The following is an 18,395-nucleotide window of genomic DNA, read 5'->3' on the forward strand; positions in this document are numbered from 1 at the left end:
TAGGCGCCGCAGCTGGACAATAAAGAAATGTGAAGGCGCCTTGGTCAGCCTCCGAAGCAAATAGGGAGAGAACCAAAAGGCGCTCTTTGCCTTTTGAGGACTCTCATCTTTTGCACAGCAAGCTGGATGCCCAGTAACATCATAAAAGCGCAGATATCCTAGTTGTACTAGGACATCAGCGCTGAACCATTTTTAAAATTCAGCCTGAGCTATATCAGACCACAAACCCTCATTTTACTTGACCGGTGTCGCTGTGTATAGCTTTTTATGCTGTGTTATCGGCACAACTGGTGGTTACATCATTATTTGTGGACTTAAGTCGATATTAATTTGCAATTTCTGCTGTGCAGTTTCTTGTTGATAATGTTCTAAAATGGATCGCATGAGGCTTTGAAGCTCAGGCTCTCGTTTGTATTTTATCAGACATTGATAGCGATATCTATTGTTTATCCGGCTGATTGGCGAGGCCACGGGGCCAAGTATAATGGCTCCTTTGCTTAAACGTGCACCTAAAAATTGCGTAATTTTTTCTGTGGTCGCTACCGTTTTCATTAAGTCCTCATGCGAAACGGTTACCATCGCCATATAAAAATAAGGAGGATAATGATTTTGTCTTCTGATAAACATTTCTCGTTCATAGAAGGAATCGTAATCCTGATAACTCGAAAGTTCAACACTATAGTGTTCCGGGGTATAAGTTTGGATAACCACTTCCCCTTCAAGCTCATGCCTGCCAGCTCGTCCACTAACCTGGGTCAATAACTGAAAGGTTTTTTCTGAAGATCGGAAATCAGGTAAATGAAGCATGGTATCAGCGGATAAAACACCGACCAATGTAATATTGGGAAAATCCAGTCCCTTGGCAATCATTTGTGTACCAAGCAGTATATCCGCTTTTCCTTCTCCAAATGCCTGCAGCAATCGTTCATGAGATCCTTTTTTACTAGTCGTATCTACATCCATCCGAATGACCCTTGCTTCCGGAAGAAGCTTCGTGATTTCTTCTTCCACCTTTTGCGTGCCTGTTCCGAAGAAGCGTATATGGTCACTGCTGCATTCCGGACAGATTGAAGGCATCTTTTCTTCATGGGCACAGTAATGACATTTCAAAGAATGATTCATTCGGTGATAGGTCAATGAAATGTCGCAATTAGGACAATTCAAAACCACGCCGCAGCTTCGGCACATGACAAAAGATGAATGGCCCCGCTTATTTAACATCAATACGGTTTGTTCGCCGCGTTCTATTCTTTCTTTCAGTTTTTCAAATAACAATTCAGAGAACATTGAGCGATTACCACCACGTAATTCTTCTCTCATATCCACGATTTCTACACTAGGCATCGGATGATTATTCATCCTCCGTGTTAACGGTAAAAGCTGATAAACTCCTTTTTGGGCTCGTGCAAATGATTCTAATGCAGGAGTAGCACTGCCTAGTATAACAGGACATTTATGATTTTTAGCTCGTTCAATAGCTACATCGCGGGCATGATAACGAGGGTTTTCTTCTTGTTTATAGCTTGATTCATGCTCTTCATCCATAATAATTAAGCCTAAATTCTCAAAAGGCGCAAAAACCGCGGAGCGTGCACCTACGACTACTTTTACTTCTTTTCGATGAATTTTCCGCCATTCATCATACTTTTCTCCGACAGATAATCCACTGTGCATGACCGCAACTTGTTCACCAAATCGTTCTTTGAAACGTTTTACCGTTTGAGGAGTCAGAGAAATTTCCGGGACTAACATAATAGCCTCGCCGCCCTTTTTCAAAACGGCATCTATTGCTTGTAAATAAACTTCCGTCTTTCCGCTGCCTGTGACACCGTATAAAAGAAATACATCATGCTCATCTTTTTCAACCGAAGCAACGATGGGAGACAACGCTGCCGCTTGTTCGTCAGTCAAGGTAAATGGATTTGACTTTTCAAACGTTCGATTTTCATATGGATTCCGATAGATTTCTTCATCACTTTCCCGGAGCACCTTTTTATCTACCAGCGTTTTAACCGTACTATTAGAGGCACCCGTAGCTTCAAGCAGGTTCTTCAATTGAATTTTTTCTTGATGTTCAATGAAGTATTGTATAACTTCCTGCTGTTTTTTTGCATTTGCCGAGAGAGAATTCATTACGTCTTGCATTTCTTGCACACTCAGGATAGTTTCAACCATTTTAACTTTCTTTTTGTTCATACGGTTTTTAACATGATAAATGACTTCTACATTTCCTTTTTGAACTTCCTTTTGGAACCGGACCGTTTCGCCGCCATTGATCACATCTTTCCAAGAAATTGAATCGTGATCAGCAAGGAATCTTTGTACCTCCGGATCAAGTAGATTTCTTTTATCTCCTGCGACTTTGAGTACCTTTTCGTATTTTGCCTTCATCGCTGAAGGGAGCATTGCTTGAAGAGCAGAAATCTTAAAGCACATGGCTTTCAAAGTCAGCCAATCTCCGAGCTGCAGCAGTTCACTATTTAAAACCGGCTCTAAATCCATCGGTTCTTTAATTTGGCGAAGTTTTTCAAATTCACTTTTATCTTTCAGACCTGTTACAAATCCTTGTACCATCCTAGGTCCAAAAGGGACAATGACTCGCATGCCCGGCTGAATCAATCCCAGCCATTTGTCAGGTATTTTGTAATCAAACTCCCTATCTGTCTGCTTCGCTGGTACATCAACGATAACCGCAGCTATATTCATTAAGCATCATTCCTTTTTCAACATCTGGACTGCCTCGGTTAGTATTTGTTTTGCCGTATCTGACTTGCTCATCATAGGAAGTTCACGCTTACTTCCATCTTTCTTAAACATGGTCACAATATTCGTATCGGTTCCGAAACCCGCACCCGTCGTGGAAACGTTATTAGCGACAATCATGTCGGCATTTTTCTTCTCAAGCTTCGTAAGAGCATACTCTTCCACATTTTCGGTTTCTGCCGCAAATCCAATCAGAAGCTGATGTTGTTTTTGAGCACCGAGATGGAATAGTATATCCTTAGTTCGTTCAAATTCTATGGTATGATCACCAGCTTTTTTCTTTATCTTCTGCGACTGATAATATTTCGGTGTATAGTCTGAAACGGCTGCTGTTTTTATAACAACATCTGCCTCCTGATAAACCTCCATCACCGCATTAAACATTTGTTCAGCTGTATCGACAGAAACGATTTCAACACCTGCTGGTGCTGGAAGTGATACAGGACCTGAAATCAGAATAACCTCTGCTCCCATTTTCACGGCTTGCTCTGCAAGCGCATAACCCATTTTTCCTGTAGAACGATTCGTAATAAACCGAACAGGATCGAGATGCTCTCGTGTCGGTCCCGCTGTGATGACCATTCGTTTGCCTTGAAGAGGAAGCTCCATACTTTCTTTAAAAAACTGAATGAGATGACTGACAATGGTTTCAGGTTCCTCGAGACGGCCTTTCCCAACATAGCCGCACGCCAAATATCCTTCAGACGGTTCAATAAATTGATAGCCATCGTTTTTCAGTGTCATCATATTTTTTTGGACAGCAGCATTTTCATACATATGCACATTCATCGCTGGTGCCAGCCAGATTGGATTCTGAACAGCAAGAAGTGTAGTTGTAATCATGTCATCGCCTATCCCGTTAGCAAGCTTGCCTATCAAATTTGCAGTTGCCGGAGCTACAAGTACAAGATCAGCCCAATCTGCTAAATCAATATGAGCAATCACAGCTGAATTTTTTTCATCAAACGTATCCGTAAATACATCGTTACGCGAAAGCGCTTGGAAGGTGAGCGGCGTGACAAATTGACGCGCAGATTCACTCATTATTACTTTTACAATCGCACCAGCTTGCGTTAATTTACTCGTTAAGGCTGCTGCTTTATATACAGCAATTCCTCCTGTGACGCATAAAAGTATTTTTTTATTTGTAAGCATGCAGTTTTCCCCCAGAATGATCGTCTTTTTATCTCATTATGACTGAAACAGATAAATTTTTCATCTATTACACCATTTGAATGAGACTCATTTCTTCTCACTGCTTTTGCACAAAAATAAGAAAAGACCTGAACTCCCGCTAAACAGAGCACTGTAAAGTTTCCTTAACAGCTACCAGTTCACAGGGGTTCAGGCCCAACTTACCCGTATAGAATCAGTCGAGACATTTCTGTCCCAGGACCAACCTTACTAATTATTTTCCTTCGAATGAATTATCATACGTTAAAACATCTGTGTAGATTTCTTCTAACGCACGTCCGACAGGCTTATGAGAAACCGGCTTGTCAATACGGCAGTCTTTACTGATTTGCATTTGACGTGCACGTTTTGCTGCAACAGACACCAACGAGTATTTAGAATCAATTTTCAATAACAATGAATCAATAGATGGATATAACATAATTATTCAGCCTCCAGCATTTTTTTATATCGAACAGACACTCTTTCACGACGGCAGTGCTCAGCAATGACAATAGCATTGATTCGGCTAGTTGCTGCAGTGACATGATCATTTTCGACAACGTAATCGTATAAATCCATTAACTCAATTTCTTCCTTAGCAGCCTGCATCCGCCGGCGAATTAACTCTGAAGATTCAGTTCCGCGATTGGTAATACGGCTTTCAAGCTCTGATAGACTTGGCGGTGCCAAGAAAATAAGTAACCCTTCAGGAAATTTTTCACGAACCTGTTGAGCCCCTTGTACTTCAATTTCTAAGAAAACATCTTTCCCTGCATCCAATGTTTCACGAACATAATCAACAGGAGTTCCGTAATAGTTGCCGACAAATTCAGCATATTCCAGTAGTTTTCCCTGTTCAATTAATGTTTCGAATTCTTCACGGGATTTAAAGAAATAATCAACTCCATCAACTTCTCCATCACGGGGAAGCCTAGTTGTCATCGAGATTGAGTATTCAAAAGCCGTATCAGGCTGCGAAAAAATCTCTTTACGTACTGTTCCTTTACCTACTCCGGATGGACCGGATAAAACAATCAACAAGCCTTTTTCAATCATATCGTTCTTTTACCCCTCTTCCACGCTGTCATCTCTGTCATGCAGACGAGCAGCGACTGTTTCTGGCTGAACGGCCGATAAAATAACATGATCACTGTCTGTTATAATAACCGCTCTAGTTCTTCTGCCATATGTAGCATCTATCAAAGAGCCGCGGTCGCGGGCATCTTGAATAATTCGCTTTATTGGTGCCGATTCCGGACTCACGATCGACACAATCCGGTTTGCGGAAACGATATTCCCAAAACCAATATTCATAAGCTTAATAGACATTATAATCCTCCATCCATTATCTAGTGTGGCCTTGAGCGTTTCTTCATAATCAACCTATTCGATATTTTGCACCTGTTCTTTCATTTTTTCAAGTAAACTTTTCATTTCGACCACTTCTCTGGTCATTCGTGAATCATTTGCTTTCGATCCAATCGTGTTGACTTCTCTATTCATTTCCTGTACAAGAAAATCAAGTTTTCTGCCGACTGGTTCATCCACTTCAAGGGTTTCTGAAAATTGAAGCAAGTGACTTTCAAGTCTAGTTAACTCTTCATTCACATCTGCTTTATCTGCTAAGATAGCAGCTTCTGTCAGTAAACGACTTTCGTCTACTGCCCCTTCAGCAAACTCTGCTAATCTTTGAACAAGCTTTTCACGATAATGTAAGGCAACCTCTGGTGCATATTCCTTAATAATCGTAATGCTTTTATGTATCTTCGCCGCCTGAACTGATAAGTCATTCTTCAATTCTAGTCCTTCTTGATTCCTCATTTTTTTCAGTGATTCAAGTGCCTCTGTAAGGGCTGAAAACAAGATACCTTCGAGCTCTTTATTTTCATTATTTTCTTCTTCCACAAAAAGAATATTCTCAACTTGAAGCATGTCATGTAAAGAAGGACCTGCTATTCCATATTTGGCTTGAACTGTTTCCATATGGGAAAAGAATTGTTCTGTCAAACTCCAATCAAGCTGCAGTTTTTTCGTGACAAGCCCATCGCCTTCTACGGTTATAAATAGTTCAGCTCTTCCTCTTCTAATATATTGACTTGCTTTTTTTTTAACTTTTTCTTCTAAAATCATTAGCTGGCGCGGCATACGGACGATAAACTCACAAAAACGATGATTGACTGTTTTCATTTCAACCATCACTTTTGTCACTCCGTCTTGAGCACTTCCCCGGCCGTATCCTGTCATACTCACGATCATGGCGCCACTTCCATTCCATGCATAATCACTATTACCCGACTTGGTCTTCTGAATCTATTTGGTCAAAAGAAGCCGCAATAAATAAACCTGCGGATGAAAATAAGCATTTTCCTGTGAACCGCCTATCTACGTCAGCTAAGCACCTAATTACGGACTAACTTTTCTATAAAAAATAAAAAGGTAATAGAGAAACTCTACTACCTTTCGAATTATACCATACCTTACCTTGTTTTTCTTATTAAAATAGACCCTGCCAGTAAAAAAGTTGGAATAGATGCCATCCCTGTAACGAGCAGCCAATCCCGCGGTGCAATGGGTACAGTATGAAAAATCACCTGAAGAGGCGGGTAATAAATAACGACTAATAATAAAACCAGTGATGAAATAACAGCCCCAACGAGGTACATATTACCAAATGGATTTCGTGAAAAGATGGATCGTTCACTTCGGCAATCAAACACATGAATCAGCTGAGCTAAAACTAATGTTGTAAAAGCAATGGTTTGAGCATAAACAAGATTATCCGGATTATTTTTATAAATCACAATAAACGCGATCAGGGTAGAGATCCCAATTAAAAACCCTCTTGAAATAATCTTCCAGCCAAGTCCTCTTGCGAATACTCCTTCTTTAGGATCCCGCGGATCTCTCTTCATGACATCACTTTCCGCTTTATCAAGACCTAAAGCCATTGCCGGTAGACCATCTGTTACAAGGTTTACCCAGAGAATTTGAATTGGAATTAATGGAAGCGGTAAAGCAAATACCATCGCAAAAAACATGACTAAAATTTCGCCTACATTTGACGCTAATAAGTACCGGATAAATTTACGAATATTTTCATAAATATTCCGTCCTTCTTTGATTGCCGCTTTTATGGTTGCAAAATTATCATCAAGTAAAATTAAGGAAGAGGCTTCTTTTGCAACATCTGTTCCGGTGATTCCCATGGAAATACCGATATCTGCTGCTTTAATGGCAGGGGCATCATTTACACCATCACCGGTCATCGCTACAATATGGCCATTGTTTTGCAAAGCACGTACAATTTTCAACTTATGCTCTGGAGATACTCTGGCAAACACTGCTACATCCTCGACAATGTCTCCCAGCTGGTCAACTGTCATTTCAGCTAATTCTTTGCCCTCTAACACTCTTTCCTTACCTCTTAAAATTCCCAATTGGCCAGCAATAGCCTTGGCAGTCGCAACATGGTCACCAGTGATCATTACCGTCTTTATTCCTGCTTCCCTAGCCTCCTGCACGGCTTCCTTCACCTCGGGGCGTGGAGGATCAATCATTCCGTGAAGTCCAAAGTAAATTAAGTCACTTTCAGCCTCAGATTCATGGAGTAACACCGTTCCCGGCGGAATCGGCTTATACCCAATCGCAATTGTTCGGAGCGCCTGCTGTGCAAGACCGTTAATTGCTTCCTGAATCTGTGTTTGATACTCACTGATACGAACGACTCGTTCTTGCCAGAGAATCGTACTGCTATGTGAAATCATCACGTCAGGTGCACCCTTCGCTACAACAAAATGCTTCCCTTGGTTGTCCTTGACAATTACACTCATCATTTTACGTGTAGAGTCAAATGGAAATTCCTTTACGATTGTAAACTGTTCAAAAACATTCTCCCGATTCAGCCCTGCTTTCATGGCAGCGACTAACATTGCCCCCTCTGTCGGATCTCCGTTCAAAGTAAATCGATCTTTTTTTAAAATAAGCTCAGAATTATTACAAAGCATCCCAAATGTCAGGAGCTGAAAAAGCGTTTTATTCCCCTTTGGCTGCACGGCTCGTTCGCCGTAGTAAAACTCTCCTGAAGGTGCATACCCAGTTCCCGTAACTTGCCAGGTACTCCCGCCGCTCCAAAGATGCGTGACCGTCATTTTATTTTGGGTCATAGTTCCAGTTTTGTCAGAACAGATGACTGAAGCACAGCCTAGCGTCTCTACTGCTGGCAGTTTCCGAACGATCGCATTCTTCTTAATCATTCGTTGAACACCTAGAGAAAGCGCAACTGTCACAATGGCAGGTAACCCTTCTGGAATGGCTGCAACAGCTAATGAAACACCGGCTAAGAACATCGTATACAAAGGGTTTCCTTGTAAGATCCCAGTAACAACGACAATAAGAGTCAAAAACAGTGCCGTTGTTATTAAAATTTTCCCGAGCTGTTCAAGCCTGAGCTGAAGGGGTGTATCCTGCGTCTCCGCTGATTGAAGCAAATCGGCAATTTTCCCCATTGCTGTATTCATGCCTGTACCAACAATGATCCCTATCCCGCTTCCGCGTGAAACCATCGTACCCATGAAAGCCATATTTTCTTCATCACCAATGCCTTCAGCAGGAAAATGGAGTGATTCAGATTGTTTAACCGATGGAACAGATTCTCCGGTCAAAGCTGATTCTTCAATTTCAAGACTGTATGCTTCGATCAGTCGTACATCCGCACCAATCCGATCGCCGCTTATAAATTTAATGATATCTCCTACAACCGCTTCACGTGATGGGATTTTCCTCCATTCCCCATCTCGAAGAACGTAAATCTGCGGTGCAGCCATTTCCTTCAACGCATCTAGAGACTTCTCGGCACGGCGTTCCTGATAAAACCCAAGCAGACCATTCATTAAAATGATGGCTATTATAGCGATTGCATCAATATATTCACCAAGGAGCCCAGAGATCAAGGTCGCTGCAAGGAGCACAAGCACCATGAAATCCTTAAACTGTGCAAAGAAAAGCAGGATAACCGACTGTTTTTCTCCAGCTTGCAATTCATTAAAGCCCTGCTCATTCTGCCTTTTTCTAGCTTCCGTTTCCGTTATCCCCACATCTTTGTCAGTTTGAAGAGCAGTTTCCAAATCTACAATATTCATTTCGCGGAACGTCATTTGAGTATCACACATCCTCCACATAGATTACTTATCGCCATTTCTAACCTAAATAGCGCAGCGGCAAAGATCCTTCATACACATTACGCCTTTCGGATGTCTTTCTTCGGCAGCTCTCTTCTTCCATGCTTATTCAGACTCGTCCTAAAACATGCTATAATTACAATGGATAGTAGGATTAAAAAAGAATGACCTAGGCCGAATAGTAAGCAACGACTAAATTACGAATAGGGAGTTACATATATGTCTTTTGATGGTTTATTTACAAAAGCAATGACAGAAGAAATTTCAACAGTACTCAAAGGCGGAAGAATTAGTAAAGTACATCAGCCTTATAAAAATGAATTAATTCTTGTCGTTCGTTCAGGACGCAAAAATTATAAGCTGTTACTTTCAGCACACCCAAGTTACGCAAGAGCTCAAATCACTGAGGAAGAATATGAAAATCCTAAAGAGCCGCCAATGTTTTGTATGCTGCTTCGGAAGCATCTTGAAGGATATACAATCGACGATATCTACCAAACAGGGCTTGATCGGATGATTACTCTAGAGGTTTCTGGACGAAATGAACTCGGGGATTTATCAAAAAAACTACTTATCGTCGAAATTATGGGCCGCCACAGCAATATTATTCTAATTGATAAAGAGCGAAATATGATTCTCGACAGTATTAAACATGTATCCTCTGCTGTGAATAGCTACCGGTCAATCCTTCCTGGACAAGAATATATTGCTCCGCCAACACAGGAGAAAGCAGACCCATTCACAGCCACTGCGGAAACAATAGGTCAAGCAATTGATTTTAACAGCGGGAAATTAAATAAACAGCTAGTTGGAGCATTTACCGGTATCTCCCCAATGTTTGCCCTTGAGGTCGTCTATCGTGCGGGATTAGCTAATAGTACAACTCTTCCTAATGCTTTCATCTCTTTAATTCATACGCTTTCTAACAAGGAATATTCTCCGTCCCTAATGAATGCCAATGGAAAACAAGCGTTTTATATGATCCCACTAGAACATCTTGGTACGGACGTGAAATCGTTCCCTACTCTCAGCGAGCTGTTAGATCGCTACTATTTTGGAAAAGCGGCGCGAGATCGCGTTAAACAACAAGGACAAGATTTGGAACGATTCGTATCAAATGAATTAGAAAAGAATGAAAAAAAAATCGGTAAGCTGAAAAAAACGTTAAAGGATACAGAACGCGGTGAAGAATATCAGCTGTTTGGTGAACTATTAACAGCTAACCTCTATCAGATGAAACGAGGAATGAAAGATATTACCGTCGCGAATTATTACGAAGAAGCTTCTTTCGTAACGATTCCGCTGAACCCACAGCTGTCACCTTCAGACAATGCACAAAAATATTTTTCTAAATATCAAAAATCCAAGAATGCCGTTGGTTTTGTTCTAGAGCAAATTGAGAAAGCTGAACATGAATTGAATTATTTCGAAATGCTCTATCAGCAGCTTCAATCTGCATCACCGAGAGATATTGAAGAAATACGTGAAGAGTTACAAGAAGAAGGGTATATCCGTAAAAAACAGAAAAAGGGTATGAAAAAATCGGCTAATGCAAAACCACAGCTCGAAACCTATTACTCAAGTGCTGGAGACGAGATTTTTGTAGGTAAAAATAACAAACAAAATGATTATCTAACAAATAAATTTGCCCGCCGAGACGAACTATGGTTCCATACCAAAGATATTCCGGGCTCTCACGTTGTGATTCGAAGTGAAAATCCAAGTGACCAAACCATACTTGAAGCAGCCATGTTAGCGGCTTACTTTAGTAAAGCAAAAGATTCCAGCTCCGTACCGGTCGATTACACGAAAGTCCGTCACGTTAAAAAGCCAAATGGCTCGAAGCCTGGATTTGTTATCTATGATAACCAGCAAACAGTCTATGTAACGCCTGATGCAGATGGTGTCATCGCTTTAAAAAATGAAAATAAATAATGTTAAAAGGCTGTCGAGATTTTTTCTCGGCAGCCTTTTTCTATTAAATATTTACGTTATCAGTTTGTCAGTCTAACTACTTCTATGCATATTCTCCTTCATGGGTCTAAAATCAATTCGTACTGTTCAATGGTAAATAATAAAGAAAATAATTCACATAATATTAATGAGTCTGACATAAAAGGGGTCATTCCAAATGGTGTTGGATTATGATTTTGTTAAAATGTGTCGCCATTCTTTTAACGCATCGTGGGGAATCCACATTTTAAGAATACATACTGACTCTGTAGGGGGTATTTTTTCTATTTTTATGCTTATCCGGCTGTTAATCCCGTCAGGAGTAAACATATTCCCGTCTGAGATCGTGATAATCCCGTCTGGATCCTGCTTTTTCCCGTCTAGAGACAGCTTATTCCCGTCTGGGCACTATTTTTGGCGCTAAAATACCCCACAGGGTATACCGTTTCACTTTATTTTTAATGCACTACAGCTTGTTGAGTTCTCCCTGATTGTAAATATTCTTTAAATACACTTTTTTAAGAAGAAGCGCTGACTTGTGACTATATCTACTAATTTAATTAATCCACCATCTAAAAAACACAAAGACCAGCTATGCAGCTGATCTTTTCTTTCTTGTTGCCTGGCGATGTCCTACTCTCCCCGAATCACGAATCTAGTTAGGATCGAACACAGTCATGTATGAGAGCTCGATTAAGTGTCAGCCGGTAATCCAGGAGGTGTCCTCAGGATTTTGTTTCCATTTTGTTAATCGTTCAATCTCTGCAGGGGCGATGTAATTCCTTTCAGCCGCGACCTTAATAAGTGTCGAATAGTCGCTTAATGAATGATTTTTTATCCCGCTTGCTTCTAGTTTTTCTATGCCTTTCTGCAATTCATAAGTGAATATGGAGACCACCCCTAGTACTTCGCATCCAGCTTCGCGAAGGGCTTCCACAGCAGTAATCACGCTTCCTCCGGTTGAAATTAAATCTTCAACTACTACGACTTTTTGCCCTTGTCTTGTTCTTCCTTCGATTTGATTGCCTTTGCCATGGCCTTTTGATTTAGAACGTACATAGCACATAGGCAGATTCATTAAATCACTGACCCATGCTGCATGGGGAATTCCTGCGGTGGCTGTACCAGCAATGAGTTCCGCCTCACCATAGTACTCTTCGATTAATTGTTGCAGCCCTCTAGCGATTTCCTTTCGTACAGCAGGGTATGATAGCGTTAATCGATTATCACAATAAATGGGGGATTGAATCCCAGACGACCACGTAAATGGATCATTCGGCTGCAAGAAAACAGCTTTTATTTCTAGTAATTGTGCGGCAATATGCTGTTTCATCGTAATACACCCTCCCATGCTTGCAGTACCGTACGATAGGCCTGCAGTGGATTATTATCTTCTGTAATCGCTCGGCCGACGACTATCGCATCTGCTCCGAGCCTTCTAGCCTCTTCTGGAGTAGCAACCCGCTTTTGATCATGATGATTTCCAGATACAAGTCTAATCCCTGGTGTAACCGTTAGAAAGCTTGATCCAACCTCTGTATGTATTCGCCCTGCTTCATGGGTGGAACAAACGACTCCGTCCAGTCCCGCTTGCTTGGTAAGTGAAGCGTAGTGAATGACAGAATCTTCAAGCTTTCCCTTAATTAATTGTTCTTGGTTCATTTGCTCTTCAGATGTACTGGTTAACTGCGTAACGGCAACACATCCTGAACGCTTTTTCCCTGCCGGCGTTCCAGCCTCAAGCCCCTCAAGTGCAGCTTCCATCATTAGTTTGCCGCCAGCTGCATGAACCGTGACTAAATCTACATCAAGTAGAGCGATATTCTTCATGGCTTTCATTACGGTATGGGGGATATCATGAAGTTTTAAATCAAGAAAAACCCCATGTCCCCTTTCCTTAATACGGCCTATTATCGAAGGTCCACCGCTGTAAAACAGTTCCATACCGATCTTAACAAACAGCTTTTCTTCTTCAAACTGATCTAAAAAAGTATATGTTTCTGCTGCTCCAGGGAAATCAAGCGCAACGATTAGAGCGTTTTTCAAATCATCTCCAGCTCCTTCCTGTACATTCAGATAGATGTTCGATTCCTAATTCATCAAGCAGCTGGGGCAGCTCATCGATCAGTTTGGAACAAATAAACGGATCTGAGAAATTAGCTGTTCCGATTCCAACTGCACTTGCACCCGCATACAAGAACTCAATGACATCTTCACAAGAATTAATTCCACCCATACCAATAATCGGGATGGAAACATGCTGACTTACTTCATGAATCATGCGGATGGCTACCGGCTTAATGGCTGGACCGGATAACCCCCCGCTCCTGTTAGCAAGGATTGGCTTTGCTGTTCGTATATCTAGACGCATGCCAAGCAGTGTATTAATCATGGTCAACCCGTCTGCCCCGCCTGCTTCCACAGCCTTAGCCATCTCAACAATATCTGTGACATTCGGTGATAATTTAACATATACCGGAACCTCTGAAACAGCTTTAACGGCTTTTGTCACTTCTTTTGCTACTTCTGGGATGGTGCCAAAAGCTAGACCGCCTTCTTTGACATTTGGACACGATATATTAAGTTCTAATGCCCTTACATTAGGTGCTTGACTAATTTCCGCAGCAACTGCAACATAATCCTCGATTTTTGACCCGGCAATATTCGCAATCACCGGGACATCATATTGAGCTAACCAAGGCAATTCTTCCGAAATCACTTTTTTTAATCCAGGATTCTGTAAACCAATGGCATTAAGCATCCCTGCTGCGGTTTCTGCTACCCGAGGCGTAGGATTCCCAAAACGAGGCTCAGGTGTAGTTGCTTTAATCATAATTGCCCCAAGCTTGCTTAACTCATAGAACTGACTGTATTCTCGGCCGAATCCAAAGCAGCCAGATGCCGGCATAATAGGATTTTTCAATGAAAGGCCTGGTAATTCAACAGATAGTCTGTTCATATAACAACCTCCCCTGCCCGGAATACAGGACCATCACTGCAAACTTTTTTATAACTGAAGCCATCAGGGTCATCAGCTGTATGACATACACAAGCAAAGCAGGCACCGATGCCGCAGCCCATCCGTTCTTCAAGTGATAGAAAGACTTTTTTATCTGCTCCATATTCCTTTTCAATGGCCCTCAGCATCATGGTTGGTCCGCATGAATAGATGGTTGTAAAAGAGTTTACAAGTGAAGAAATAACATCTGTCACATAGCCGTGAATCCCATAGGACCCATCAGCGGTTGCGATATACGTTTCACCGAGTCCAGCAAACTCTGCTTCATAAAAAACAGCCTGCTTATTTTGAAAGCCTAGGATGTGAATGACATTGACCCCCGAAAACCTGAGCCTCTTTGAGAGTTCATATAAGGGCGGAACGCCAATCCCGCCCCCCACCAAAAGCACCGTTTCTCCAAAAGACGCCTCTCCGACTGGAAATCCGTTTCCAAGCGGACCCAGAACATCAATCGTTTCATGTATCTTCTTTTGCGATAATAGCTTAGTACCTTTTCCATCTGCTCGATAAATCATGGTAAATTCTTTTCGATCTTGATTAATGGAACAGATGCTAATCGGTCTTCTCAAAAGCGGATCCAGCTGGTCACTTGCCTTTAGATGAACAAATTGTCCTGGCTGGTCCATGGCAGAAACCAGTTCGCCTGAAAGTGTTATTTCAAAAATGGCTGCTGCGATTTGTTTTTGACTTTTTACCGTCATACATTCGTTTTTAATCATAAATGAACCACCTCATGAGTCTCTGATTTCCCCATTGTCTCCGCTGTGAAAGTCATAGACTCAAACACTCGTAAAATAGCTTCCGCCGTATCAAGAGAGGTCATACATGGGATGCCGTTTTCAACTGCTTCACGACGGATTCTAAAGCCATCTCTTAAAGGTTGTTTACCTTTTGTCAGCGTATTAATAATTAGCTGTGCTTCTCCATTACGAATGACATCAAGTAAGTTATGCTCTGATGAATCGATTTTCTCGACAATTTCTGTCGGGATATCAGCAGCCTTCAGCATTTGTGCCGTTCCGCTTGTAGCAATCAGTCTGTATCCGATGTTATGAAAACGACGTGCTAATTGAAGTGCTTCTTCTTTATCCTTGTCTGCAATCGTTAACAGTACCGCACCATATTCCTTGATTTTTATACCTGAAGCGACTAACCCTTTATATAGAGCTTTTTCAAGCGTTGTATCTTTTCCCATTACTTCGCCTGTCGATTTCATTTCAGGTCCTAAGGTGATATCTACCCTCCGTAATTTAGCAAAGGAGAAGACAGGCACCTTCACATAAACGCCAGCTTTCTCCGGTACTAAGCCCGTTTGATAGCCAAGGGATGTTAAGGAAGATCCGAGGATAACTTTCGTAGCCAAGTTTGCCATTGGAATATTCGTAATTTTACTAATAAAAGGGACGGTCCGACTTGATCGTGGATTCACCTCAATACAAAAGATTTCTTCTTTACTAATAACATATTGGATGTTTAGTAAGCCTATGATATTCAACCCTCTAGCAAGCTGGATAGTATAATCAACGATTGCGGCCTTTTGTTGCGCTGTTAGACTTTGCGGCGGATAGACCGCAATGGAATCTCCGGAATGGACTCCTGCCCGTTCAATATGCTCCATAATACCGGGAATCACGACATTTACCCCATCTGAAATGGCGTCCACTTCTATTTCTTTCCCTGTTAGGTATCGGTCAATTAACACTGGGTGTTCAGGGTTGATCTTCACAGCATGCTTCATGTAATGTATTAATTCATCTTCTTTATAAACAATTTCCATTGCTCGACCGCCTAACACATACGAAGGACGAACTAACACCGGGTAGCCGATTTCATTGGCAATTTCAACTGCCTCTTCTATTGCCACAGCAGTTTTCCCTTCAGGCTGAGGAACGCCTAGTGTCTTTAATGCATGTTCAAATTTATCCCGATTTTCTGCACAGTCAATATCTTCTAAAGATGTCCCTAGAATCTTCACACCATGTTCTTCGAGCTGTTCCGCTAGATTAATAGCTGTCTGTCCGCCAAATTGGACAATAACGCCTAGTGGTTTCTCCAAATCAATCACGTGCATGACATCTTCAATCGTCAGCGGCTCAAAATAGAGCTTATCCGAGATACTAAAATCAGTAGATACGGTCTCTGGATTATTGTTTATAATGATCGCTTCGTATCCAGCTTCCTTAATCGCCCAAACTGAATGAACGGTAGCATAGTCAAACTCTACTCCCTGACCAATTCTGATAGGACCTGAGCCTAAGACAACGACGCTTTCGCGTTTGGTTACGAAGGATTCATTTTCATCTTCATAAGTCCCATAAAAATATGGTGTTTCCGATTCAAATTCTGCCGCACATGTGTCGACCATTTTATAAACAGGGATTATTCCTTGAGCTGTGCGCCAGTCGTAAACGTTTTTTTCTTTTTCATTCCAAAGTGAAGCGATTTTTTTATCAGAGAAACCCATTCTTTTAGCTGTCTTCAGAACCTCTTCAGTATATGGATTTGCTTGAAGGATTTCTTCATAGTCAACAATGTTCCTCAGTTTAGATAAAAAGAAGGAATCAATCTGGCTCCATTCATGAATAGCTTCAATCGTAACTCCCCTTCTTAAGGCTTCACCGATATAGAATAACCGTTCATCTCCTGCTTTCCTAATCCGTTTTTCAATCAATTCATCCTCAACATGTTCGTTTAATTCAAGATGATAAATCCCCGCTTCAAGTGATCGAACCGCTTTTAAAATAGACTCCTCAAACGTCCGTCCTATCGCCATGACTTCTCCAGTCGCTTTCATTTGTGTACCAAGAGTTCGATTTGCCGATTCAAACTTATCAAACGGCCAGCGTGGAATCTTTGTAACTACGTAATCGAGAGTCGGCTCAAAGCTTGCATATGTTTTCTCTGTAACCGGGTTCATCATTTCATCGAGGGTTAGTCCGACAGCTATTTTTGCAGCAAGCTTAGCGATTGGGTAGCCTGTAGCTTTCGAGGCAAGGGCAGAGGAGCGGCTGACCCGCGGATTCACTTCTATCACGTAATATTGATAGCTGTAGGGATCGAGCGCAAGTTGAACGTTACACCCACCTTCAATTTTCAAGGCACGAATAATCTTTAGTGACGTATTTCTAAGCATCTGATACTCCCGGTCGCTTAGGGTTTGACTAGGTGCTGTAACGATTGAATCTCCAGTATGTACGCCGACAGGGTCGAAATTTTCCATATTACAGACAACAATTGCGTTATCATTTGCATCACGCATTACCTCGTATTCGATTTCCTTAAATCCAGCTATACTTTTTTCAAGTAAACACTGGTGAACAGGACTAATTTTCAGTCCGCCGCTTACTATTTCAATTAACTCTTCTTCAGTCGAACAGATCCCGCCGCCAGTACCGCCTAAGGTGAAAGCCGGTCGAACGATGACCGGATAATCTACCCGCTCTACAAATTTGTAGGCTTCTTCAAGTGAATGGATAATATCACTGTCCGGAACAGGTTCTCCTAGTTCATTCATCAGCGTTCGGAATAATTCCCGGTCTTCCGCTTGATGTATCGCTGATAGTTTCGTACCGAGAATTTGAACGTTACATTCTTCAAGTACACCTGCGTTCGCTAATTCAATGGCCATGTTTAAACCTGTTTGTCCGCCAAGAGTCGGCAGCAGTGCGTGCGGCCGTTCTTTCCGAATAATTTTGCTGACAAATTCTAAGGTAATCGGTTCGATATAAACTGCATCTGCCATTTCACTATCTGTCATAATCGTCGCAGGATTTGAGTTAATCAGGATGACACGATAGCCTTCCTCTTTCAACGCCATACAAGCTTGTGTACCTGCATAATCAAATTCGGCTGCTTGACCGATGACAATTGGACCCGATCCGATGACAAGAATACTCTTTATATCTGTACGTTTTGGCATGTTAGTTCCCCCTTAGATTTGTTCAAATCCATCATCTGAATAAATTGATCAAACAGATAATTGGCATCTTCTGGACCCGGCGACGCTTCTGGATGATATTGCACGGTAAATGCCTGAAGTGTTTTGTGTTTTAACCCTTCAACTGTCCCATCATTTAACGCGACATGTGTGACTTTAAGTTCCGTTTTAGAAAGTGATTCTTCATCCACCGTGTATCCATGATTTTGTGACGTTAACGCAACTTTTCCAGTCTGCAGATCTTTTACAGGATGATTAGATCCTCTATGACCAAATTTCATTTTTTCTGTTTCTGCTCCATTTGCCAGTGCAAACAGTTGATGACCGAGACAGATTCCAAATAACGGTACCTTCCCCTGTACTCCCTGTA

General features: G+C 41.6%; 14 protein-coding genes. 1 reads left to right on the forward strand and 13 read right to left on the reverse strand.

Annotated features, from left to right (window positions below; genetic code table 11):
• Positions 1-294 precede the first annotated feature (294 nt).
• The 7 genes from priA to AC52RT_RS10670 all read right to left on the reverse strand — a co-directional run bounded on the left by priA (position 295) and on the right by AC52RT_RS10670 (position 9,092).
• Positions 295-2,706 carry a primosomal protein N' gene (gene priA, locus AC52RT_RS10640; protein ID WP_495540725.1) on the reverse strand — a complete coding sequence of 804 codons (2,412 nt, stop codon included), beginning with the start codon at positions 2,704-2,706 and terminating at the stop codon, positions 295-297.
• Between the two features lie 6 nt (positions 2,707-2,712).
• Complete coding sequence (coaBC, locus tag AC52RT_RS10645; RefSeq protein WP_495540726.1) at positions 2,713-3,918, reverse strand: bifunctional phosphopantothenoylcysteine decarboxylase/phosphopantothenate--cysteine ligase CoaBC; 1,206 nt, start codon at positions 3,916-3,918, stop codon at positions 2,713-2,715.
• A gap of 253 nt (positions 3,919-4,171) precedes the next feature.
• Entirely contained in the window at positions 4,172-4,378 is a 207-nt protein-coding gene (gene rpoZ, locus AC52RT_RS10650) for a DNA-directed RNA polymerase subunit omega (protein ID WP_040374005.1), read from the reverse strand.
• A gap of 2 nt (positions 4,379-4,380) precedes the next feature.
• Complete coding sequence (gmk, locus tag AC52RT_RS10655; protein WP_040374006.1) at positions 4,381-4,995, reverse strand: guanylate kinase; 615 nt, start codon at positions 4,993-4,995, stop codon at positions 4,381-4,383.
• 9 nt (positions 4,996-5,004) lie between these two features.
• A complete protein-coding gene (gene remA, locus AC52RT_RS10660; RefSeq protein WP_040374007.1) occupies positions 5,005-5,268 on the reverse strand; it encodes an extracellular matrix/biofilm regulator RemA in 264 nt (87 codons plus the stop codon).
• A gap of 54 nt (positions 5,269-5,322) precedes the next feature.
• Entirely contained in the window at positions 5,323-6,195 is an 873-nt protein-coding gene (locus AC52RT_RS10665; RefSeq protein WP_495540727.1) for a YicC/YloC family endoribonuclease, read from the reverse strand.
• A gap of 221 nt (positions 6,196-6,416) precedes the next feature.
• Positions 6,417-9,092 carry a calcium-translocating P-type ATPase, SERCA-type gene (locus AC52RT_RS10670; RefSeq protein WP_495540735.1) on the reverse strand — a complete coding sequence of 892 codons (2,676 nt, stop codon included), beginning with the start codon at positions 9,090-9,092 and terminating at the stop codon, positions 6,417-6,419.
• A gap of 243 nt (positions 9,093-9,335) precedes the next feature.
• On the opposite strand from AC52RT_RS10670, the gene AC52RT_RS10675 reads away from it, so the two are divergent.
• A complete protein-coding gene (locus AC52RT_RS10675) occupies positions 9,336-11,051 on the forward strand; it encodes an Rqc2 family fibronectin-binding protein (protein WP_495540728.1) in 1,716 nt (571 codons plus the stop codon).
• Between the two features lie 718 nt (positions 11,052-11,769).
• On the opposite strand, the gene pyrE is transcribed toward AC52RT_RS10675, so the two are convergent.
• The 6 genes from pyrE to AC52RT_RS10705 all read right to left on the reverse strand — a co-directional run.
• A complete protein-coding gene (pyrE, locus tag AC52RT_RS10680; RefSeq protein WP_495540729.1) occupies positions 11,770-12,402 on the reverse strand; it encodes an orotate phosphoribosyltransferase in 633 nt (210 codons plus the stop codon).
• Complete coding sequence (pyrF, locus tag AC52RT_RS10685) at positions 12,399-13,115, reverse strand: orotidine-5'-phosphate decarboxylase (protein ID WP_495540730.1); 717 nt, start codon at positions 13,113-13,115, stop codon at positions 12,399-12,401. Before pyrF ends, pyrE begins: the two co-directional genes overlap by 4 nt.
• 1 nt (position 13,116) lies before the next feature.
• Complete coding sequence (locus AC52RT_RS10690; protein WP_495540731.1) at positions 13,117-14,028, reverse strand: dihydroorotate dehydrogenase; 912 nt, start codon at positions 14,026-14,028, stop codon at positions 13,117-13,119.
• Positions 14,025-14,807: a dihydroorotate dehydrogenase electron transfer subunit gene (locus AC52RT_RS10695; RefSeq protein WP_495540732.1), complete on the reverse strand. Its 783-nt coding sequence runs from the start codon at positions 14,805-14,807 to the stop codon at positions 14,025-14,027. The genes AC52RT_RS10690 and AC52RT_RS10695 overlap by 4 nt, the downstream gene beginning before the upstream one ends.
• Positions 14,804-18,007 carry a carbamoyl-phosphate synthase large subunit gene (gene carB, locus AC52RT_RS10700; RefSeq protein WP_495540733.1) on the reverse strand — a complete coding sequence of 1,068 codons (3,204 nt, stop codon included), beginning with the start codon at positions 18,005-18,007 and terminating at the stop codon, positions 14,804-14,806. The genes AC52RT_RS10695 and carB overlap by 4 nt, the downstream gene beginning before the upstream one ends.
• Positions 17,986-18,395: glutamine amidotransferase-related protein (locus AC52RT_RS10705; RefSeq protein ID WP_495540734.1), on the reverse strand; the 410-nt coding region annotated here is incomplete at its 5' end. The genes carB and AC52RT_RS10705, both read right to left, overlap by 22 nt.

This window comes from Peribacillus sp., assembly GCF_059453735.1.